The organism is Limnothrix sp. FACHB-881 (assembly GCF_014698135.1).
GTDB lineage: Bacteria > Cyanobacteriota > Cyanobacteriia > CACIAM-69d > CACIAM-69d > CACIAM-69d.
This window is the reverse complement of the sequence record NZ_JACJSN010000013.1, coordinates 41,097-61,876: the sequence shown is the minus strand read 5'-3', so window position 1 is coordinate 61,876 and position 20,780 is coordinate 41,097. Positions and strand designations below refer to the sequence as shown.

General features: G+C 56.3%; 20 protein-coding genes and 1 pseudogene. 7 read left to right on the top strand and 14 right to left on the bottom strand.

The annotated features are described in order from the left end of the window. Window positions 1–7: 7 nt before the first annotated feature. A pseudogene (locus H6G52_RS12665) lies at window positions 8–262 on the bottom strand (DUF5615 family PIN-like protein); the annotation flags it as partial. Further along, window positions 259–483 (bottom strand): DUF433 domain-containing protein, encoded by a 225-nt coding sequence (locus tag H6G52_RS12660; protein ID WP_099531542.1) that lies wholly within the window; start codon window positions 481–483, stop codon window positions 259–261. The gene H6G52_RS12660 and the pseudogene H6G52_RS12665, both read right to left, overlap by 4 nt. A gap of 388 nt (window positions 484–871) precedes the next feature. Here H6G52_RS12660 and glmM point away from each other — a divergent pair, with 388 nt between their 5' ends. Both glmM and H6G52_RS12650 read left to right on the top strand, forming a co-directional pair. Next, window positions 872–2,368, top strand: a complete 1,497-nt coding sequence (gene glmM / locus H6G52_RS12655; RefSeq protein ID WP_190528777.1) for a phosphoglucosamine mutase — start codon at window positions 872–874, stop codon at window positions 2,366–2,368. A 441-nt stretch (window positions 2,369–2,809) separates the two neighbouring features. Beyond that, complete coding sequence (locus tag H6G52_RS12650) at window positions 2,810–3,490, top strand: hypothetical protein (protein WP_190528776.1); 681 nt, start codon at window positions 2,810–2,812, stop codon at window positions 3,488–3,490. Window positions 3,491–3,695: 205 nt separating this feature from the next. Here the strand turns inward: H6G52_RS12650 and H6G52_RS12645 are convergent, their stop codons facing one another. The 6 genes from H6G52_RS12645 to H6G52_RS12620 all read right to left on the bottom strand — a co-directional run bounded on the left by H6G52_RS12645 (window position 3,696) and on the right by H6G52_RS12620 (window position 9,343). Beyond that, window positions 3,696–4,625, bottom strand: a complete 930-nt coding sequence (locus tag H6G52_RS12645; RefSeq protein ID WP_190528774.1) for a hypothetical protein — start codon at window positions 4,623–4,625, stop codon at window positions 3,696–3,698. Beyond that, a complete protein-coding gene (locus H6G52_RS12640) occupies window positions 4,622–5,077 on the bottom strand; it encodes a hypothetical protein (RefSeq protein WP_190528772.1) in 456 nt (151 codons plus the stop codon). The genes H6G52_RS12645 and H6G52_RS12640 overlap by 4 nt, the downstream gene beginning before the upstream one ends. Window positions 5,078–5,156: 79 nt before the next feature. Further along, a complete protein-coding gene (locus tag H6G52_RS12635) occupies window positions 5,157–5,774 on the bottom strand; it encodes a hypothetical protein (RefSeq protein WP_190528770.1) in 618 nt (205 codons plus the stop codon). Beyond that, a complete protein-coding gene (locus H6G52_RS12630; RefSeq protein ID WP_242026362.1) occupies window positions 5,771–6,268 on the bottom strand; it encodes a DUF29 domain-containing protein in 498 nt (165 codons plus the stop codon). The genes H6G52_RS12635 and H6G52_RS12630 overlap by 4 nt, the downstream gene beginning before the upstream one ends. Next, window positions 6,202–6,465, bottom strand: coding sequence for a DUF2442 domain-containing protein (locus H6G52_RS19120; RefSeq protein ID WP_190528766.1), 264 nt, complete (start codon window positions 6,463–6,465; stop codon window positions 6,202–6,204). The genes H6G52_RS12630 and H6G52_RS19120 overlap by 67 nt, the downstream gene beginning before the upstream one ends. Before the next feature lie 7 nt (window positions 6,466–6,472). Then, complete coding sequence (locus tag H6G52_RS12620) at window positions 6,473–9,343, bottom strand: CHAT domain-containing protein (RefSeq protein ID WP_190528764.1); 2,871 nt, start codon at window positions 9,341–9,343, stop codon at window positions 6,473–6,475. Window positions 9,344–9,550: 207 nt separating this feature from the next. Here H6G52_RS12620 and H6G52_RS12615 point away from each other — a divergent pair, with 207 nt between their 5' ends. From H6G52_RS12615 to H6G52_RS12605, 3 genes are all read left to right on the top strand, one after another. Next, entirely contained in the window at window positions 9,551–9,802 is a 252-nt protein-coding gene (locus H6G52_RS12615; protein ID WP_190354529.1) for a UPF0175 family protein, read from the top strand. Then, complete coding sequence (locus H6G52_RS12610) at window positions 9,789–10,268, top strand: DUF3368 domain-containing protein (protein ID WP_190528762.1); 480 nt, start codon at window positions 9,789–9,791, stop codon at window positions 10,266–10,268. The genes H6G52_RS12615 and H6G52_RS12610 overlap by 14 nt, the downstream gene beginning before the upstream one ends. Window positions 10,269–10,440: 172 nt before the next feature. Beyond that, window positions 10,441–11,007: a Uma2 family endonuclease gene (locus H6G52_RS12605; RefSeq protein WP_190528760.1), complete on the top strand. Its 567-nt coding sequence runs from the start codon at window positions 10,441–10,443 to the stop codon at window positions 11,005–11,007. Between the two features lie 44 nt (window positions 11,008–11,051). Here H6G52_RS12605 and H6G52_RS12600 read toward each other — a convergent pair whose 3' ends face one another. Further along, a complete protein-coding gene (locus H6G52_RS12600) occupies window positions 11,052–12,782 on the bottom strand; it encodes a hypothetical protein (RefSeq protein WP_190528758.1) in 1,731 nt (576 codons plus the stop codon). 343 nt (window positions 12,783–13,125) lie between these two features. On the opposite strand from H6G52_RS12600, the gene H6G52_RS12595 reads away from it, so the two are divergent. Next, the gene (locus H6G52_RS12595) at window positions 13,126–14,310 is read left to right on the top strand and encodes a hypothetical protein (protein WP_190528757.1); all 1,185 of its coding nucleotides are present in this window, start codon (window positions 13,126–13,128) and stop codon (window positions 14,308–14,310) included. Window positions 14,311–14,454: 144 nt separating this feature from the next. On the opposite strand, the gene H6G52_RS12590 is transcribed toward H6G52_RS12595, so the two are convergent. The 5 genes from H6G52_RS12590 to H6G52_RS12570 form a co-directional block, all read right to left on the bottom strand. Next, entirely contained in the window at window positions 14,455–15,642 is a 1,188-nt protein-coding gene (locus H6G52_RS12590) for an LL-diaminopimelate aminotransferase (protein ID WP_190528755.1), read from the bottom strand. A gap of 34 nt (window positions 15,643–15,676) precedes the next feature. Continuing rightward, window positions 15,677–16,027: a co-chaperone YbbN gene (locus tag H6G52_RS12585; RefSeq protein WP_099531524.1), complete on the bottom strand. Its 351-nt coding sequence runs from the start codon at window positions 16,025–16,027 to the stop codon at window positions 15,677–15,679. Between the two features lie 213 nt (window positions 16,028–16,240). After that, window positions 16,241–17,020, bottom strand: a complete 780-nt coding sequence (locus tag H6G52_RS12580) for a PspA/IM30 family protein (RefSeq protein WP_190528753.1) — start codon at window positions 17,018–17,020, stop codon at window positions 16,241–16,243. A 348-nt stretch (window positions 17,021–17,368) separates the two neighbouring features. Further along, on the bottom strand, window positions 17,369–18,031 hold the full coding sequence (locus H6G52_RS12575) for a PspA/IM30 family protein (RefSeq protein WP_190528751.1): 663 nt from the start codon (window positions 18,029–18,031) through the stop codon (window positions 17,369–17,371). Between the two features lie 214 nt (window positions 18,032–18,245). Further along, window positions 18,246–19,553, bottom strand: coding sequence for an SPOR domain-containing protein (locus H6G52_RS12570; protein ID WP_190528749.1), 1,308 nt, complete (start codon window positions 19,551–19,553; stop codon window positions 18,246–18,248). Between the two features lie 615 nt (window positions 19,554–20,168). On the opposite strand from H6G52_RS12570, the gene H6G52_RS12565 reads away from it, so the two are divergent. Further along, a complete protein-coding gene (locus H6G52_RS12565; RefSeq protein WP_190528747.1) occupies window positions 20,169–20,744 on the top strand; it encodes a DciA family protein in 576 nt (191 codons plus the stop codon). Window positions 20,745–20,780: the final 36 nt, after the last annotated feature.

The following is a 20,780-nucleotide window of genomic DNA, read 5'->3' as shown; positions in this document are numbered from 1 at the left end:
CGTGCAACTCCAAACAATCAATCGGAGCATTGCCGCAACGCAACCACAGCACCTTGGGCGGCGAACCATAGAGCCGACTGCGTTCCGCAAAGTCCGCATCCTGGGTGACGATGCAAAATCCGCGATCGCGCGCAAACTCCCAAATCGCACTGTCAGGGGCTTCCGCCAGCCCTTCCAACTGCACATGGCTCGCGTCCGGCAACAGATCCGCCAGTCGTCCCAACAGTTTTCGGCTCAGATTTTGATCGAGTAACAGTCTCATGCCGCGATCGCCACAAGTCGATGATCGCGATCGGCTGCAAAGGCCAAGCAAGCCAAAATATCCTGCATCGTCAACTCTGGGAAATCATCCAAAATTTCCTCAAAGGACATTTCCGCCGCCAACCAACCCAGCACGTCATAGACCGTAATTCGCATACGCCGAATGCATGGCTTTCCACCTCGTTTATCCGGCTCGATCGTAATGATTTGGCGATAGTCGATCATGGCTTTGTTTGTCGGTTGCTCTTAACTGAAATGTTGCGTGATCGGCGCGTTGAAAACGGGGGGCTGATTGGCCATCGGAACCGCGATGCCTGCGAATGCCAATGTTGTGGGTTCCATACGTCCTACCGATCGAATGCTCTTTTGATTTGATTGATTTAATGCGATCGAATCCTCCTAGCTGGGGGCAAACCGGGGCGATCGCGCCTCACATCTGCCTTAAGTTTACTCACTCCCCCAAACAGCGCCATGGTATCGGGGGCGATCCAACCGCTCGATCGGCCCGTGCTATCCTTCAGGCGAGTTGCGAACTATGTCGATCGTGCGGATGCGAGATCGATTTGGTGTGGAAAGCAACACAAACCCTTGGTGTGGAGTGAGCGCAATTATGGTTACGTCTCCTGTTCGGTTGGGTCGCGAATCGGGCGAACTTGGGTTGAACCAAAAACCCCAGGATTTGGAGCAACCAAGCTTGAATCTGAATCTGCATGGGTTGTCGCCCCTGGAAATTCCCGAGAGCGTGCCCCTGTTTGGAACCGACGGGATTCGCGGGCGCGTGGGCGAGGTGCTGACCGCGAGCTTGGCGCTGCATGTGGGCTATTGGGCTGGGCGTGTGTTTGCGGCCCGATCGGGCAAAGGGGCGATCGTCGTTGGCCAAGATTCCCGCAACTCCAGCGAAATGTTGGCGGCGGCCCTGACGGCGGGGCTGACGGCGGCTGGGTTGGAGGTGTGGAATGTGGGCCTCTGCCCGACTCCCTGCGTGGCCTATTTAGTGGAAGCGACCGGGGCGATCGGGGGCGCGATGATTTCCGCCAGCCACAACCCGCCCGGCGACAACGGCTTGAAGTTCTTCGGCCCCGATGGGCACAAGCTGGCCAAAGAAGCCCAACAACAAATTGAATCGGCCCTGCGTCACCACGTGCTGCCCGGCTTGGAACCCGTGACCGGTTGCGGGCGCGGCTATTTCCGGCCCGAGCTGGTGCGCGGCTATGCGGTGTCCCTGGAACAAACCCTGGAGCAAGAGGGCTGGGGCGATCGCCCGTTGGCGGGTTTGAAGGTGGTGTTGGATACGGCTTGGGGAGCCAGCGCCAAGGTAGCTCCGGCGGTGTTTGAGGAGTTGGGCGCAACGGTGATTCTGCTGCACGGGGAACCGGACGGTGATCGGATTAATGTGAATTGCGGCTCAACTCACCTAGAGTCCCTGAAGGCGGCGGTGGTTGAGCATCAAGCGGATCTGGGCTTCGCCTTTGATGGGGATGCCGATCGGGTGTTGGCGGTGGACGGTCAAGGGCGCGTGGTCGATGGCGACTACATCCTCTATTTCTGGGGGCAAACCCTGCGATCGAGCGACAAGCTGCCAGAAGCGACGATCGTCTCGACGGTGATGGCCAACCTGGGCTTTGAGCGGGCTTGGCAAAAACAAGGCGGCAACTTGATTCGCACGGCCGTGGGCGATCAATACGTGCAAAAGGCGATGCTCGATCGCGGCTACATGCTCGGCGGTGAGCAGTCGGGTCACATCCTCTGCCGTCACTATGCCGTCAGCGGCGATGGCACGTTGGTGGCCCTGCACTTGGCGGCCCTGGTGAAGCAGTCCGGGCGATCGCTCACCTCCTGGGTGGATGACAGCTTCCAGAAATATCCGCAACTGCTGGAAAATGTGCGGGTTGAGGATCGCGCGCGCCGGTTGGGCTGGCAAGATTGCGCCCCCGTGACCGAGGCGATCGCCCAGGCCGAAACCCAAATGGGCGATGCGGGCCGGATTTTGGTGCGGGCTTCGGGCACGGAGCCGGTGATTCGCGTGATGGTGGAAGCGGCTGAAGCGGATTTGGTGCGCCATTGGGCCGATCGCCTGGCCGCCGTGGTGCGATCGCACTTGAGCTAGGTTCCCAACGCGCGATCGGGTGGGTTAATCCGGGCGATCAACCCACCCATTTCCTGTTGGTTTTCTGGGCGGGTTGTTGCATCAACCTTGAAGCCGTTGACCTACCCAACGTCCTCCAAGTCAGTCCAGTTGATTCAATTCTGAAAACCCTTGAGAATCAACAAAATTTAACCCAAAATTCAGCAACTAAAGTCTCATTAATACTTAAGGTCTTAAAGTCAAAAACTTAAAATTTCAAAACCAAAATCATCAGACATTACAAAAAAGGTCTCCTCGTTTTTATTGATTGGGTTAGTGCTTAACAGATCAACATATTTCCTGTGCAATCGGGCAGGTAATGCCTATCTTGATGGGAGTAGTTGTTCTGGATCTGAAATGATATTTTTCCAGCTAAAGATTACACAACAGAGACCGCCTCAAACCCAGCGCCAAGCTAGCCCCATGAATTGGCAGCGGCTAGGGGAGTTCGTGGGCAGCCGTTGGGTTGTTGGGTTTGTGGTGGGACTGGCGATCGCGCTGCTGACGGCAACGGGACTGCAAGCCGCGCCACCTCCACCCGACTATTACCCCTTTCCTTTGAATGGTCGTTGGGAATATGCCACGACCAATGCAGCACAGGGCACAACGGGCAACTTGCTGATCAAGGTGATTGGGGCCGATCGCGACGGCTCGCAAATGCGCTACACCACTGAACAAGATTTAGGATTTGGGCCATCTAATTTGCTCTATCTCAAGGGTGAAGGTTGGGTCAAGGAAATTAAGTTTGTGTTGGCTCGTAATGGCATGACCAACGAGACGGTCAATGATCCAATCAAGCCCATTTTAAAAAATCCACCGAAGGTGGGCGATCAATGGTCTTGGACTGGTCAGCAGGTGGGTGCAGCCACCACGAACGCCTCCGAATCCTTCAAGGCAGCGGCGGCGGAAGAGGTCACGGTTCCAGCGGGCAAATTTAATACAATTCGGGTGGAAATTACGGGAGAAAAAGCGGGAACGGCATTCCGCAAGGTGATGTGGTATGCCGATCGTGTTGGGCCAGTGAAGTGGCAAATTTGGGATGCCAGCAATGCGCTACAAACCACCACGGAGCTGAAGCGATACGAATTTCCCAAGGCTTCCTAGTCTTGCCCGATGACAGATTTGGCAGCCGCAACACTGGGCGATCGGGGGATTGAATGGTCATTATCCCCCTCGCCGTCAATTATTACGGGTCTGCGATCATGCCCCAGCCTTTCGCCTACCTTTGTTGCGATCGGGATCCGGGAGACAACTATGCTCGATCGCCTGAGATAGCAAAGCCATGAAATTAGTTTTCATGTGCGAATTTCTATTGATCAATTACTGGGGAAATTTCTGAAGTTGCAATGAATTGATAGGACTCTGGCAAAGTACCACGCCAAAGATATTGAGTTAACATCCGTCCGGCGGCCGGTTCTTGGTCTGCTTGCTTCGGAAAGGGTAATCGCAAAGCCTCGTAGAGCAAGCCACGATAGAGATCAAAACTCGCTTCGATCAAGTCGCCATAGGTTTTGGCCGCGGCGATCGCCCAGTGATAGGCAAAGCAAATTGAGAACAGGGCGATTAGTGCTGCCCACCAAGCCCAAAACATCCAAACCAAAAATAACCAGCTCCAAATCCACAGCCGGGCCGTGGCATTCAGTTCAGCCCGCGCTGCCTGTAAATCTGCTTTGGCGGATTCGGGCAACAACAACCACAATCGCGGCCAACAAATCACCGCATCCAGCCCATATTTATCGAGCGATCGCAACTCCGCCGCCCGCAAGATATTCCCCAACGGCGTGGGCATAACATCAATATCTTGGACAGGAAAATCACTGAGTTGGCGATCGAGCTTGATACGTAGTTGGCGATCGCGACTGGTAAGCCTTGGGAGATTATCTAATTTTTGAAATTGTGATTCAAGTTTTCCCTTGGCCCTGATTTGCTGGCAAATGAAGTGATCTTTAAACCCATTAAAAATAGGATACCAATAGCCCTCAAGACCGCGTAGTGCCATCAGTTGAAACCGTTCCACCACGGCAGCCGAGGCGATCGCCCCGCCCAGCACGGCCACCAACAAAGCCAACTGTAATGGTTCCGGCTGTTTGGTGAACCAATCCGTGAAGGGTTGCCAGCCAAATCGCTGAATAACCGCCACTAAGCCCCCAGCCCAAAAGACAATGGCAGAAGTCAGCAGACTCGAAATCCACTGTTCTGCAACCTTGCCGCCTGCGCCTTCGAGTACCTTGGCAGTCATGGGTTCTCCTGCGCTGGATTAGACCGTAACTGCTGAAATTCAGCGATCGGGATTAGGGAAAGATTATGGGTTGGGCAACGGGGAATCGGTTGGCCGACGCTGCGCCGTGACCAGCGATAGTCACCGTGGGGACAAATATATTTATCGGTCGCAACGTAGCTGGCATTCCCGGGAAGGGCTTCAAAACTTTTGCGCTGATCATTAGATGAGTCAATCAGAAAGGATTGCAGCCAAGTTTTTGTAGATTCATGTGTGTTTAAGTACTCTTCGACTTGAGTGGCGATCGCACTGATTGTTTCGTAATGTAGATTGCGCAGATCAAAAGGTACTTGATTCAGCAGTTCAGCGAGGCGATTGTCTAGGTTTTGTGCTGTTTCGGGAGCCAACAAATCCGGTAATTCGCTGCGAATCGTGCGAGCAGCCTCAAATAAATCTTCGTCCGTGTAGAGCATCGGTTTCGAGGGCTTTAATCAAGACAGGTTAGAAGATGAATCAAATTGAGAATTTTAGTGTGGCATTTGTGATTCTGAGCTAATGCATTAGAATGCCAATCAAGACTCGGAGTAGATGTTCCAATTCCGTGAAGATTGAATAGAGGTTTAGATCTTGATAAATCACTTTTTTCTCAAAATCGAGTAACGAAAATTGCCAAATTTTCCCGATTGAAACAGCTCCCCAAAGTTGGGGTTTCAGAACTAAGCTTTCTTGGTTTTCTTGGGCAATCGCAATTAGCTCAACGGCGAGTTGCTTGAATCCGCGCTCTAGGTTTTCATCCTTGGCTTCAATCACGAGTAAGCGATCGCGTGCTTGCAAGAAATAGTCGATCGAGCCTCGTAGTTGGCTACTAACTTCCACTGGATAGCTAACCCGCAATTGACTATTGGTGGCCAGCACTACCTCCGTAAGCAAGGGTGCGATCAAAAACTCCCGCCGAGCCATTTCGTTGTCCGCTCGGATCAGGTGCATGGTTTTCTTGAGCCGTAATTGTAGCGGCTCGATCGCAAAGGGCAATGATTCCGCCTGGGGTAATGTCATCTCAGTTAGTTCAAAGCCATAGCCGAAATTTGCCAAAATTTCTTCAGGGTAGGCATTGAGTTTAAAGTAGTCGGAAAATGAACAGCTTTCCGGTAGCTTAATCGGTCGAATCATGGGCTGAATTCCAATTCGTCTGACAAAATAAATTCCAACGTAAATGGCGAAATTTCGGGAAATACAGAATCAGCAAGGTTAGTTTCTTGAATGGCTAGATCGCGCCCGTCGGGATAGGCCTCGGCAAAAGCTTCGGATAAAAAAGGTTTGAGACTGGGGTTATTTTTCAAGAGTCGCTGAATGCGTCGTCGCTGCTCACGAATTGTGCCGATCCAGGAATTGGTTCGCATCTCAGGCTGATAGCGCCATTTCAAGAGATGACCAATCAGAACACCTAAGCGGTTGACGAGCTGTTCGCGTTCCTGGCGACCCATGGCGGCGAGTTCTTCGATTAAATTTGGGAGGTCGATCGCCCCGAAATCACGATTTTGGAGCAGCGCGATTTGCTCCTGTGTCCAAGCATAAAAGTCGCGATCGTAGGTGGTGTTCATGCTGACAGTGGCTGGGCTGCGATCGGTACAGGGATAGAGTCTAGATAAAGCGTGTCTGGGCAAATATCTTGCTCATTGGGCCAAGTAACTGTGCCATTGAACACCTTGACTTTCCGAAAATAAGCTTCGTCCCTGAGTTCCTGAAACACGCCAAAATCTAAGAGCGATAAGCAATCATAAGCTCGCACTTCTTGATTGGTGAACTGAATTTTAAGTGTGTAATTGCTGCGTGGAATAACGCTGTGGACTCGGGGATTCATGTCTGGATTATATGCCGGTGTAGCTGAAGCCTGCCCAGTAGTAGGGGTGGGTAAATGGGTGTTCAGCTCCTCGCAACCCGATGCCTGTGAGCTGGCGAATTTCGGCAAGGGTGGCGGCGCGGAGCCATTGTTGCGCTTGGCGGAGAGCGTCGGGTGGGGTGAGGTGGTGGTTGCGCCAGAGGTCGTAGAACTTGGTGAGCAGGATTGCGGTGCTGAGGTCGCTCACGGCCCAGAGGGAGGCGATCGCCCCGGCCACGCCTGCTTGCAACAATCCGACGGGCAAGCCGATCGCCTCGTCGGCTAAGTCCAGGCCGGGGAGGCCTGTTTCGCAGGCGGAAAGGATGGCCAGCCGGATGCCATGTTTGTTGCCTTCGGTGAGCTTGAGGGCAAACAGCTCGCGCAGGGTCAGCAGGTTGTCGTTCATCAGCAGTCCGCTGTTGAGGGGTTCGTTGAAGTCAACGGTTCCGTGGCAGGAGAAATGGACGATCGCCTGTTGACCCAGGTTGGCAGCGACGGTGGCGGTGGTGGCTTTTTCGTGCCGTAGGACGGTGGGGCGGGGGAAGGTTTTGACGGCGGCCAGGACTTCCCGTTCGGAGCTGGGGAGGTCTTGGCGGGGATTGTCGATCGCCAGGATTGAATTGAGGTGGCTGTCGGGGAATCGTTGGGCGATCGCGCGGGCGGCCACGAGGGATTGGGCGTTGGGGGCGTAGGTGAAGGTCAGCTCATCAAGGGCGTAGCGGCGGCCGGTGGGGCGGTTGGGGTCGGGTGTCCAGGCGGCATGGAGGGGCAGGAGGCTGAGGAAGCCGGTGGGAATCAGGATCGCTTGGGTGTGGTTGTGTTGTTTGAGGCGATCGATGAGGGGAGCCATCAGGTTGTCCCACAGTTGGCGGGTTCCCTGGTCGATCGCCTCCAGCCAGCCGGGGAAGTTGTTGCGTTGATTCTGGTAAGCGTTGAGCCAGGTTTGCACCAAGTCGGTGAGGGTGGCTTCGGGGAACGCATCGAGCCACAGGGGGTCGATCGCCTGGGGGGTGGCGATCAGGGCGAGGCTGCCGTTGGGGGTGGGAATCAGGTAGACGGTGGGTGCTTCGGTGCTGAGGTTTTGTTGAATTTCGGTGAGGCTGGGTGCTTGCAGGAAGGTTTCATAGTCGGGAACTTGGCGAATTTGGGCGATCGCCTCGGTCAAGTCCTGGCGGAGTCTTTGGGCTTCGTTGCGGTGTTGTTCGGGGGTGATGGCTTGGCGATCGCGGACTTGCTGTTCGCGTTGGAGGCTTTCCAGGTTTTGCAGTTGGTTGGTGATGTCGCGATAGCGATCAAATAGGTCGGGGCGCTGCTGCTGGAGTTGTGCGAGGTCGGCGCGATCGCGTTGGAGTCGTTCGCTGAGGCCCCGGGCGCGGCCCCGTTCGATCGTTTCGAGTGCTTTGGCGAGTTGACCAATTTTGGCGTAGGCATAGGCTGCACGGCGGGGCAGGTCGGCGGTTTCTTTGAGTTCACCGGCTTGGCTATCGAGCAGCGTGCAGGCTTGATAAAGATCTTCCGCAGCGGCGAGAGCTTGCCCGTAGGCTTGGGTCGCGGCATCCCAGTTTTGTAAATCACTGTGGAGATAGCCGAGTAATCCAGAAGTTTGGCGGCATTCCTTCGGAAACGCCTCACGGGTTCTGACTTCCAGCGCCCGTTCGTAGGCGGCGATCGCTAGTTCCAGGTTGTCGGCGCGCTCCCCTCGGATGCGATCGCTGTAAGCATTTGCCAGGTTGTTTTGGATCAGTGCCCACCTTTCAGGAAAGGCATCGCGGGTATAGACTTCCAGCGCCCGTTCGTAGGCGGCGATCGCTTGCTCCAGGTTGTCCGCCCGCTCCCCTCGGATGCGATCGCTGTAAGCATTTGCCAGGTTGTTTTGGGTCGCTGCCCAATTTTCAGGAAAGGCATCGTGGGTTCTGACTTCCAGCGCCCGTTCGTAGGCGGCAATCGCTAGTTCCAGGTTGTCGGCGCGCTCCCCTCGGATGCGATCGCTGTAAGCATTTGCCAGGCTGTTTTGGGTCATGGCCCAACCTTCAGGAAAGGCATCGCGGGTTCTAACTTCCAGCGCCCGTTCGTAGGCGGTGATCGCTTGTTCCAGGTTATTGGCGCGCTCCCCTCGGATGCGATTGCTGTAAGCAACAGCCAGGTTGTGTTGTGTTGCTGCCCAATCTTCAGAAAAGGCCTTGCGGGTATAGACTTCCAGCGCCCGTTCGTAGGCGGCGATCGCCCGCTCCAGGTTGTCGGCGCGCTCGCCTCGGATGCGATTGCGGTAAGCATTTGCCAGGTTGTTTTGGGTTGCTGCCCAATCTTCAGGAAAGGCATCGCGGGTTCCGACTTCTAGCGCCCGTTTGTAGGCGGCGATCGCCATTTCCAAGTTCAGCCAACGAAGGCCCAAGGGAAACTGCTGAATTAAGTTGCCGAACTCATTAAAAACCGCTGCAATTAGTTCAGGGTTATTTTGCCCAATCAAACGTCGAAACGTGATCGGCAACGTCACCAAAAACTCTGGATTAAATCGATCTAAATTCGCCCGCCAAAACCCATAAACCTGTGCCGGATTGCCTCGGGCTTGGGCAATCTGCCCCATCACCTCTGCCACAAACTGAGCCATATCCTTCGTGTTGCTCGCACTCGACTGCTCCAGACCCAGCGCCTGCGCCACCTGTCCCGCAAATTGCCGCAACCAACCGGCGTTATTGTGCCCCTCCGCCGCCATCTGGTCAGCCACTAGGCGCATCACCTCCACCAGCCCCGCATCCACCAACTTCGCCTGGCCTTGCAAAACGCTTGCCTCTTCCCCCGCCGGACAAGCCAACAACTGCTGAATTAATTGCAAATAAGCCTGAAGTCGCTGCTCGTCCATGGGGCCGCCTCAATCCCTCGGTGAATCGTCACCAAAACTCTGCCCCCACCCTAGCGCCCCATTCCCCTCACTGCCCAGCGCCTTTGTGAGGCAAGCCCCCAATCATCGCCCCCTAGGGCAATCGATCGCCCTGCCTCCCTCCTTTCAGCGGTGCTAAGATCGCCACAATCCAAAGACCAACAGGCAGCAGGCGATCGCCCAAAAATCATGGGACTACAACTCTCAATTCCCGATTCAATTGTTCAAGCCATTCGCCTACCAGAACCCCGCATCGAGCGCGAACTACGGCGCGAACTCGCGATCGCCCTCTATGCCCAAAATCTGCTGGCCTTCGGTAAAGCCCGCGAACTTGCTGAAATGGATAAATACGACTTCGGCCAACTGCTTGCCCAACGCGGAATTCTGCGACATTACAGCCATGAAGAACTAGACGATGACCTCGCCTATGCTAGTCGTTAGCAACACCTCGCCAATTTTGAACTTGGCCATCATTAATCAACTTTTCCTTTTACAACAGCAATTTGGCAAAATCATCATTCCCAAAGCTGTTTTAGAAGAACTAAAAATCAGTGAAAATCGCCCTGGATCTGCGATTATTCAAGGCGCGATCACTTCAGGATGGATTGAAGTTCAAGAAGCTCATGATCAGTCCTTGACTCGACTGCTAAAGCAAACTCTCGATCAAGGAGAATCCGAAGCAATTTCCCTCGCGCTAGAACTCAACGCTGACTGGATACTCTTAGATGAGCGAGAAGGTCGAAAAACCGCTAAATCTCTGGGATTGCAAGTAACAGGTATTTTGGGAATTTTGCTCCGAGCGGAACAAGACGGTCAGCTTGCATCCTTGCCAGTAGCAATCAACAATCTTATTCATCAAGCTGGCTTTCGGATTGCTCCAGATTTACTCAAACGAATATTGGAGTGAAATCAGATCATTTAGACTAAGAGGATATTTCAAAAGCCGGAATTGACCTCCTGCCTGCCCCAGTGATCGTTGAAAACAAGGGGCTTAAGCCCCTTGCTCCCCACGATTTTTGTTATCGACATTATATTTAGCTCCCTTTGAACCACATTCAACCGACCCAGCGATAACCCCCATGGTTGCCAATGCTGACCCGAAAAATCGGTGGACAACCGCCGATTTAGAATTCTTCCCCAACACCGGCGATCGCTACGAAATCATCGACGGAGACCTATACGTGACCCGCGCGCCCCACTGGAAACACCAGCGAGTTTTAACGCGCCTCTGTCGATCGCTCCCCACCCAGGATGTAGACAACCGCACCGGAGAAGCCTTGCAAACACCGGGGCTGATTTTTGCGGGAGAACAAAACGTCATTCCGGATCTAATTTGGATTAGTGACGAGCGAGCCGCAAGCTGTGTTGATGAGGCCGGTCATTTCACAGCGGCTCCCGAGCTGATCGTTGAGGTCGCTTCCCAGTCCTCCCAAGATATTACGCGCGATCGCCAGGTGAAATTAAAGCTCTATTCCCGCGTCGGTGTGCGGGAATATTGGATCGTGGATTGGCAACAACAAACCGTTGAGATTTATCGGCGATCGCAAGCCCGTTTAGAGCTAGTCTTTACTCTCTTTGCCGAAGACGAATTAACCTCGCCCTTGTTTGCTGAATTTACCCTCAAAGTAGCTGAGATTTTCAGCTAATCTGGCTTCTCAAGTTACCGGTTATTTTTGGATTTTTGATAGTGTTAGGGCAGTTGCAAAATGCAGCGGGCATCGAGCAGTTGGAGGCGCTTATTTTCGAGGACAGAACAGGGAGCGATCGCCCGTTCCAAAGCTGGAGTTTCACCGCGATCGAGCCGATCGCTCACGTCTTGAATGAGCGGCTGAAATTGCTGTAACCAAGTGTTATCTGCCAAGTCAGACTTTGAGAGTGACCAGGGTTCTAATAACCAAAAATTCACTTGATACTTCCGCAAAAAAGCTTGCACCTCCGATAGGTTGCTGGTGTATTGAGCGCGGATAGTGTCTTCAATACGTTGGCGCAAAACTCGGTAATAGCCCCAATGGTAAGGCAGGGCAAATTCGCGGCTGGCGAGAATCGATCGCCGGGCAAAGATCGGAATGAAATCCGCTTCCTTGGACAGGGAAACCACTAGGGTATCCTTCGGTTGTTTTTGCAGAAATTCATAGACTTCGGCCATGCGTCCTTCCATTTGCAATTGGCTGGACACGGCCAAGTTAGGAACCATGGGCACAACGATCGACAGGCTGAGAACGAGGCTCACCAGGGGCCAGAACCAGCGCGGTTTTTGGGATTGGGTGGCTTGCATTTGCCGATCGAGCCACAGGCCCAGGGCGATCGCCCCCGCCACTGGCAACACCACCCGCAAGGGCACATAGCCATAGCGATTGGGTAAATACAATCGAAACAGCAGGGCATGGGCCGCGAGAAACAGACCCAACCCACCCCAAACCCAATCCCCCAGCATAGCCAAGTGAGGCGAAAGGCGACTGGCTAGGGGAAATTGACGGGCGCGAGCGGGCCGGCTCAACCAACGGGGCAAGGCCAAGGCCGCCAGGGCGATCGGAGGCACAAATCCCACCCACAGGAAACCACTGCGGGGGGCAAACAGCCAAAAAATCAGCGGATTGGGGTGAAAGAAGAACGATCGCCCGTATTCATTGCCCACAAAGTTAAATTCCGGCAGGGCGGCGGCTTGGGATCGGCTGATTACGGGGCCAAAATCGCTGCTGGTGAACAGTTCCGGCAACAACACCGCAATGGCCATGGCAATGCCCCCGATCGCCAAGCGCCAGTCCAGGGGAGTCAGGGCTTCGGGATGCGATCGCCCCCGACGAGTGGCCCACCAGCGCCGACCCAAATTCACAGTCAGGGCCGCCGCCGCCACCACCGCCACCATTGGATAAAACAAACCGCTGAGGGCGATCGCCCCTAAACAGCCCCAGAGCGATCGACTCAGCAGCGCATCCATCACCGCCAACACCAGGGGCGTGGCAAAGGCTCGCGGCGTGGATGAGGCCAAATCATCCTCCATCCACAGGCTTTGATTCACCAAAATGCAACCCAGCAGGGCCACCCACGGCACGGGCAACAGCCGAATCATCACGCGCCAGGTCAGCGCCGTGGTCACCAACCCCAAAATCACCGGCCAATATTTACTGACCGTTAGGGGATCCCAGCCGAGGAGGGCCGCTCCGTGATAGAGCCACTGATAGCCCAGGGGCGCAACGGATTGGTAATAGTCAGCGATCCAGTCGCCGGGGAAGAGGCCAGGATCCAGGTAACGAAAGGCCCAAAACACATGCTGGCGCACATCGTCTTGCACGATATAGGGATTGCGTGTGGCCCACTGCACCGACTGCCAGCCATAAAACAACGCCATGGCTCCACTGAGCACCATGCTCCAGCGCCGATCGCCCGATCGCGCCCCTATCCAAGCCCATGCGTTTTTCATCCAACCAAACCTTTCGGGATTCCCGGCAACTGATCAGCCAGAAGCCACCCTAAACCAAGGTTGGGCCGTTTGGGGCGATCGCTGGTGTCGGTTCTCCGTTTGGGTAATGGCGAATTGAGGGGACGGGCCCAGCGGCAGAGGGGCTTTGGGGTTGGACCCTGGCTGCAGGGTTGCCAGACCCGATAGAATGGAAGCAGCAATTGTTACCTAAAACTGGGCCATCGCTCCAAGGCTCGTTCTCGTCTAGGGTTTTCGCTCGCTTCTCCGCCGTCTCTGTCCAGCGGCTCTCGTTCAGCCTCCCCAACCCCAACCGACGCTCCAACCACTCTCTGATCCTGCTCCGGTGACCCTAACTATGTCCGAGCATCACCATCACTCATCGGGCCATCACCCATCGAGCCATCACCCGGCGGGTCATCATGGCCACAAGGCGCACTCAGGAACCCATGAGCCAGGAACCCATGAGGGTTGGGTGTCGCAACTGCGCGAAACCTTCAGCCTAACGCTGGTGCTGAGAAATCTGCGCTGGTTGGGTGAACCCTTCATTTGGTTGCCGGCCATGGCGATTTCGATGGCGACCTTGGGGGCTTGGGTTTTTTGGAAAAATCCCGATCGCTGGACTAATGCCGAACCTGAGCCGGACAAGGTGGATTGGCTCTCGATTCTGGAGTCCCAGCCCGATGATGATTCGGTGGCGGCTGATATTGACTCGTCTAATGTGTTGGCAACGGAGCTAACCCTGCCCCAAAACCAGCGCCGGAACAATCGCAATAACCGCGATCGCCAGAATGAAGAAAAAACGGCGAACAATACCAACTCTGAGCTGGCGGATATTTTGCAGTTGCTCAGTGGCGGTTCGGCGGGCCCCGTGGGCAGTCGATCGCGCGGTGGCGAGGGCAGCGGTTTGGCCCCAAGGGCGGTGAATCAATTTTTGAGCAATGACCCTCGGGCCGCCAGTGCCAATGGCAGCACCTACAGCGTGGGGGGAAGCTCGACCATGCTCAATGGCAATGGGACAACCACCGGCCAGCCCGTGAGTCCCCTGCAAGCGGCGCTCGATCGCCTCTACCTCAACAACAGTGATGGCAGCAGCGATTCCAGCGGCACACCCCCCACCACCAGCCCTAACACCACCACTCCGACGGTTCCCGTGACGGGTTCCAGCGGCACAACTTCCACCATCGGCAGCGGCACAACCAATCCCGCGCTACCGAATGTGGCGGTTCCCAATGCTGGGGCCGGCAATGGGAACTATGGCGGCTTTGGCAGCCCCACCGGTTATCCCAGCTATGGTTCTGGCCCGGCAACGGCGGGCAGCACCTTGCCCAAAATCCCAACAGCTCCGATGCCGGGCTATGGTTCCACGGGTTCCGGTGTGCCCTTAAACGCCGGTTACAACACGGTTCCCAACAGCCCCGCGATCGCCCCGCCGCCCAGCCAGCCGGCCGTGGCTCCGGAACCCGTAACACAGCCATCCCAGTCCAACATCGGTGGGCGACCGGTACGCACCTTCAGTAATCCTTGGTAGGGACTGAGGGCGCAAGGTTGGTCTATGTGTTGAGTGTTGATCTACTCTTGACCTACCTTTGACCAGTTTTTGGGCAGTTTTCGAGCAGCCGATCACTCAGGTCAACCTCTGTGGTTAGCCCTGGTAATTGGCTGGCGAAGCGGTTTATGCAAACGCAGCAGTTTTGAGAGTAGTTTTGAGAAAGGCGGCGATGCGATCGACCGAAAGCGCCAACTGTTCCGGGGTTTGCACCAGCGCAAAGCGCACATAACCTTCGCCGGAGGGGCCAAAGCCCACCCCCGGGGCTACGGCGATTCCCGTGGCAGCCACCAGTTGCTTACAGAATTCGATCGACTGGTTTTCCCAAGGCGGCGGCAACTTAGCCCAGGCAAACATAGTCGCTTGAGGCGTTTCCAGGGGCCAACCAATCCGATTCATGGCGGCCACAAACGCATCCCGGCGATCGCGAAAAATGGCTAACCGTTCTTGCACATCGGCTTGGGGCCCCTGAAGCGCTGCGATCGCCCCCCTCAAGATGCCCTGGTATTGGTTAAAGTCCACGGCGGCCTTGACACTGCGCAGGGCCGAAATCAGGTCACGGTTACCGATGGCATAGCCCGCCCGAAAGCCGCCCATGTTGAAGGCCTTGGACAGGGTGAAAAACTCGATCGAAACCGTCTTTTCCGGATCCGCTTGCAGCACCGACGGCGGGCGATCGCCAAAGGCCATCCCGTCGTAGGCAAAATCATGAATCAACACCATGCCGTGCTGCTGACAAAACGCCACCGCCCGCCGGAAAAAGTCCAGGTTAGCGACCGCTGTGGTTGGGTTGTGGGGATAGTTCAGCACCATCAGCCGTGCCCGATCGACCACGGCCGGCGGAATTTGGTCAAACTGGGGCAAATAGCCATGTTTTGCCAGTAGCGGCATCGGATAAACCTCACCGCCCGCCAAATGCACGCCGCCGTAGTGGGAGGGATAGCCCGGATCGCCCAGCAGGGCCACATCCCCCGGGTTTAAAACCGCTAGAGGTAAGTGAGCGGTTCCTTCCTGGGAGCCAATTAAGGCCAGCACTTCCGTTTCCGGGTCGATCGCCAGGCCAAATTGCCGTTCGTAGCGATCGGCCACCGCCTGTCGGAAGGCCGCCGTATTGCGAAAGAGTTGGTAGCCGTGGGTGCTGGGATCCTGGAGCGCTTCCCCGATCGCCGCCAGCACGTGGGGCGAAGTGGGCAAGTCCACCGATCCCAGCGATAAATCCACAATCTCGTGGGTTTCAGCCGCCGCAGCCTTCGCCCGATCCATTTCCGCAAACACGTTAAATTGCAGCGGTTTTAGTCGATCGGCAAATTGCATGGATTGAAGCCTCAGGATGCTGCTGCGATGATCCTCAAACCGCGCTGGGCACTGCACCCACATGCGGCTTGAGGAAATCCGCCAACTTCTCCTTGGTCAGGGCCCCTTCGCTGGTGTCCAGCAATTGGCCATCCTGAAACAGTCGCAGGGCGGGCACCCCTTCCACCTGGCAATGTTTGACGCTGACGGGGTTAGGATCCACTTCCAATTTCACGATCTGGAGCCGATCGCCCCAGGTGGTCGCCGCCCATTCCACACTCGGACTCATCAACCGGCAAGGCCCACACCAAGATGCCCAAAAATACGCTAAGACGGGCGTTCCCGAGGCTCCCAGCACGTCGCTTTCAAATTCGGCATCCGAAATGACTCGCACTTGACTCACGATCGTTGTCCTTGCTTCTGAAAATTCGCCTTTTGCATCTTAAATCCACAGGTGTCTTGGCGGTAAGGGCAATATTTCGAGGGGGCGGCCGCCTGCGGGTTAGGTCACAAAACGCGTTAATTAACCACTGCACAGGCAATGCTACAGGGGCGCGCGGCCGCACGCCCCCACCCGAACTCGATCGCAGTTTTTGGTTTGGCGGTTTTGGTGTCCTGCCTACTTGGTGTCGTTGAGCTGGCGGCGCAGGGCTTCCAACTCGGCATCGATCGCCGCGTCTTTTGCCTCCGTAGCTGGTGCGGCATTGCTGGCCGGCAGGGCCCCCGCTGGCGTTGAGGAACCACCCAACATTTGCGCCTTCATTGCCGCCAGTTCATCATCCACATCGCTACCGGCTTCCAGGGATGCAAATTGTTGCTCCAACGAAACGCCGCTCAGTTCCAACGCTGCCGTGGAGCGGGCTTCCATTTCCAGCACCTTTTCTTCCATCCGCTCAAAGGCGGACATGGCGCTGCCGGTGTTCATGGAGCTGAGGGCCCCTTGCAGTTGCTCGTTGGCCTTGGCGGCTTGGGCCCGGGCCTTGAGCATGTCTTTCTTGGTTTTGGCTTCCGAAATCTTCCCTTCCAGGGCGATCAGGTTGCGCTTGAGCTGATCCACCATCCCCACTTGCTGATCCAGTTGGCCCTTGAGGGCGGTGGCAGCTTCGGTCTGCACCTTTTTGCGGTTGAGGGCTTCGCGAGCCAAGCTTTCATCGCCTTTTTGCAGAGCCAGTTGGGCGCGTTGTTGCCACAGGTTGGCCTCACTTTGGGCCTGGTTATATTGCTGCTGAATTTTTTGTTGAGCGGAGATCGCCCGGGCAACGGCCTGGCGCATTTGCACCAGGTCTTCTTGCATGTCGATGATCGATTGCTCAAGGATTTTTTCGGGATCCTCGGCTTTGTTCACAAGGTCGTTGACATTGGCCCGAATCAGGCGGCTGACGCGATCGAAAAGGCCCATGACGGTGGCTCTCCTGCTGGTTAAATCGGGGAAGCGATCGGGATTGGGAAGCTTGGCCCCAAGGCCAACTGCTTTATCCAAACTACCAACTCCATCGGTCAACGGCCGCGTGATCAAGCCCGGCAGTTGCGATCGTCCTATTAGCCTAGATACCGAAAATCAGCGGCCCATGGCAAGTTCGGTTAGCTCTCCCGCCGTGATCGGCTATTGGGGGGCTGAGGGGCCCGGGCCCTGTGCAATTGCCCAAAACCGGGGATTTTGGCGGCTAGGAGGTTTGGGAATCGCCGCTGGGAATCGCTGCCGGGAATCGCCCGAGGGCGGGTTTGTGATGCTGCTGAATGATCGAAATTATCGAAGCTCCGGGGGACGACGGGCTTTCAGTTGTTCTAAGTCCCGATCGAGGCGCTGGTCAGACTCTAGGGTTTGGAAGGCCTGTTCCAATGGATCGCGACCGGCGGTCTGGGACAACTGGGCACGAGCTTCGAGTTCCATGGTCCAAGACTCCAAACGCTCCAGCGGATTGTTGGGCCGGCTCAGGTAATTCAGAGTGTCGTGCATTCGTTGGGTAGCCATGGCCGATCGGGCGCGGGCCACGTACAAATCGCGTTTGGTGCGAGTTTCCAGCAGCTTGGCTTCCAAATCCCGCAGGGTGTTGCGCAGTTGGGCGATCGTGTCCCGTTGGGTTTCCCACTGTTCCTGAAGGTGGGCGGCTGCGTCTTGCTGACCGTGACACTGGCTCAGGGCCGATCGGGCCCCTGGCTCGTCACCAACATTCAGCAACTGTTGGGCCCGTCGATACCAATCCTCAGCGGCGCGGGCGGCGGCCTCCCGTTGGCGCTCCGTGCGCTTTTGGGTGGCGATCGCCTGGGCCACCGCTTGGCGCAACTGCACCAAATCATCCTGCATGTCCATCAGGGCCTGATCCAAGGCCTGTTCAGGATCTTCCGCCTGGGCGATCGCCGCGTTCACATTGGCGCGCACCAGTTTCCCAAGTCGCTGCAATAGTCCCACGCTCGATCTCCTTCTGGCTCTTGCCCCGATCCTATCGCTTCGATCGTTCGGTGGGGCCTTTGGGGGGCGATGCCGTTGCGGTTGGTCAGCAATTGATCAATTACTGCTCAACCGATCAATGACCGCTCAACTGATAGTCAGTTGCTGGCTGATGCTGACTCGCTTGCTGACTGTTGACTGAACCGGCCGATGACTGGCTGGTTTACGGATTGGCTCAGGGACTGGGCTTCGGGCTGGAACTGGGTTGGGAGCGGTTGCCGGCCGCAGATTGATTGCGACTATTGGGCTGGTTACGGTTAGCGGCGTTGCGATTATTGGGTTGGTTGCGATTGACGCTATTCGCATTCGGGCTAGGTTTGGCCCCTGGGCTAGCGGCTGGCCTGGGGGCAACGGGGCGATAGACCGTGGCGGGAATTCCGGCCGCCTTCAGTTGCTGAATGAGCTGGTTGGCCTGTTGTGCATTGTCCAAGGCCCCAAACTGAATTCGCCGCCCGATCGACAATTCCCGCACATAGGCATCGGCCACCTGTTTGCGCGCGGCAATCAGGCTAGCGGGGCCACTGTAGGGCCCCACCACATACCAACGCCCATCCGCACTCGGATTAGTCACCGCTGGGGCTGCGGGTGAGTTGGTTGGGGGATTGGCTGGAGCACGCTGGGCTTGGGGAAACGGCAAGGGGCTGGGGGCCGGTTGCGGGGCCAAGTTAGCCCCAGCGGGCGCGGTGGCCCCGATCGTTCCCGTGGGCATTGGCGGGCGATCGCCCAAAACCGAAAGGCTCTCCAGGCTCAAATCAGCAAACTCATCCCGCGTCAAATCCACCGTGACCCCAGTGGGAGCCGTGGGCAAAGGGGTGGGTTCCGCAGGGGGCAATTCCGCCAAAACCGGCTCTGGCGATCGAGTGGCCGGTTGATTCAGCCCGATCGCCCGGCCCGTTCGTTCCAAAAATCCACCCACCTTTAGCCAACCGTCACTGTCGGGATAGTTGCTGTAGTAAGTCCAAATTGTGCCCGACAGCATCACCAAAATCGTTCCGACCCCAATCCCCGTCCAGGTGGGTTCCTGTCTCCGACGCACCCGCCGCCGATCCCAGCCATTGCCATTGGCAACCGGTTGGGCCCCCTCCAGCAGCATCGCCGCCTGCACTACGGACTTCGCCGCCAAGGGTGCATCCTCGCCCAACTCATCCGCCGCCGTCAGCAATCGAGGCGAAGCCGGGCGGCGGTTTTGCTGAGCCAAAGCTGCTTGCAAATCGCTAGTATCAGGCACAGGGGGCAAGCTCAGGGCCCCAGAAGCCTCCAGCGCCTCCGCAGAAGCCAACAGGGGCGGTTCTCCAGCCCGTTCCGGGGGCTTCAGAAAGAAGCGGCGAACAATGCCTTGGCGAGGGCCCCGCAGGCGGCGATAGCGCGCGAGTTCCGCGTCTAAGTCCAACTCCATGCATTCCAACGCCAAGGACAGGCGACGGTGCAGGGTTGGCTCGGTCTCCGATCGCGCGGGTTGTTGGCGCGCTGGGCGGAATTTCATAGCGGTTTCGAGGCTCCTCGGTGCAGGGTTAATAATCACCCAAACGGTTCAACGTGACCAGGAAAAATATGACCAGAAAAGATTAAACGAATGCCTCAGAGGGTGTCTGAAAAGCCAAAATGGATACACCGCTTCCCCCAGCGATCAATAGCGATCGATAGCGATCGACACAGACAAGGGGCTTAAGCCCCTTGCCCCGACGACAATTGGGGCTTGACTGGGGCTTCAAGACATTTTTCAAACATCCTCTCAGCGGGCTTGCTTCTCGCCTATTTTAGATTTTGCGAAGCGTTTGTCCAGATTAAACGCTGTTTGCTTAACCCATAAGGCTTTCCCACGGGTTCTGAATCTGAGCTGCTGCGATCTGAGCCGCTGTGATCTGAGCTGATGCAGCCTGAGCGAACCCAATCCGCGCCGATTCAACGCAGGTTCAACGCAGATTCAACCTGATCGAATTTAACCCGATCGAACCGACTCTGAGCCGCGAGTTGTGATTGGGTTCACGGAATTGTTGAGCAGGGCCATGGGCTGGATTCACAAGGCTGACTGGTTCGATCGATCCCGGTTGTTTCCCAAATCTCTGCTGATTAATCCCTTTGCTCCCCCGTACTTTCCATGGCCTTTGACCCGATCGATGGACTGCTCAAACGGCTTGACCAACACCCGGCTTGGCAGTCAAACCGATCTTTCCTGCAACTCTGTCAGCAATGGCGAGTCATTGTGGGCGAGGCCTTGGCCGGTCACACCCGCCCCATTTCCGTACATCAGGGGGTGCTGTGGGTGGCGGTGTCCAATCCCGCTTGGGCCCAAACCCTGATGTTTGAGCGATCGCGCCTGATCACCAAAATCAACCAATCGATCACGCCTCCCTTCAATCCACCCCTGACCGACGCGCGATTTTCTACGGCTCGCTGGTTTGAAAATCGGTCTCAGTCGATCGCCCTGGGATCCGCTGCCACTGCTCGATCGCCCCAAAGATCCCAGCACCTTCCCGATCGACCCCGACCCGCCACCGCCACCGAAGCGTTTACCCAGTGGGCCGCTTCCGTGCAAAGTCAATTGAAGCGCTATGATTGCTGTCCCCATTGCGGGCGATCGACCCCGCCAGCGGAATTAGAGCGCTGGGGAGTTTGTAGTTTGTGCATGGTTGAGCGCTGGTCTCAAGACCGTTCACCCGGCTCTGGATCTTGAGATCAGCTTGTATTCAGCTTGCATTTGGAAGCTCGA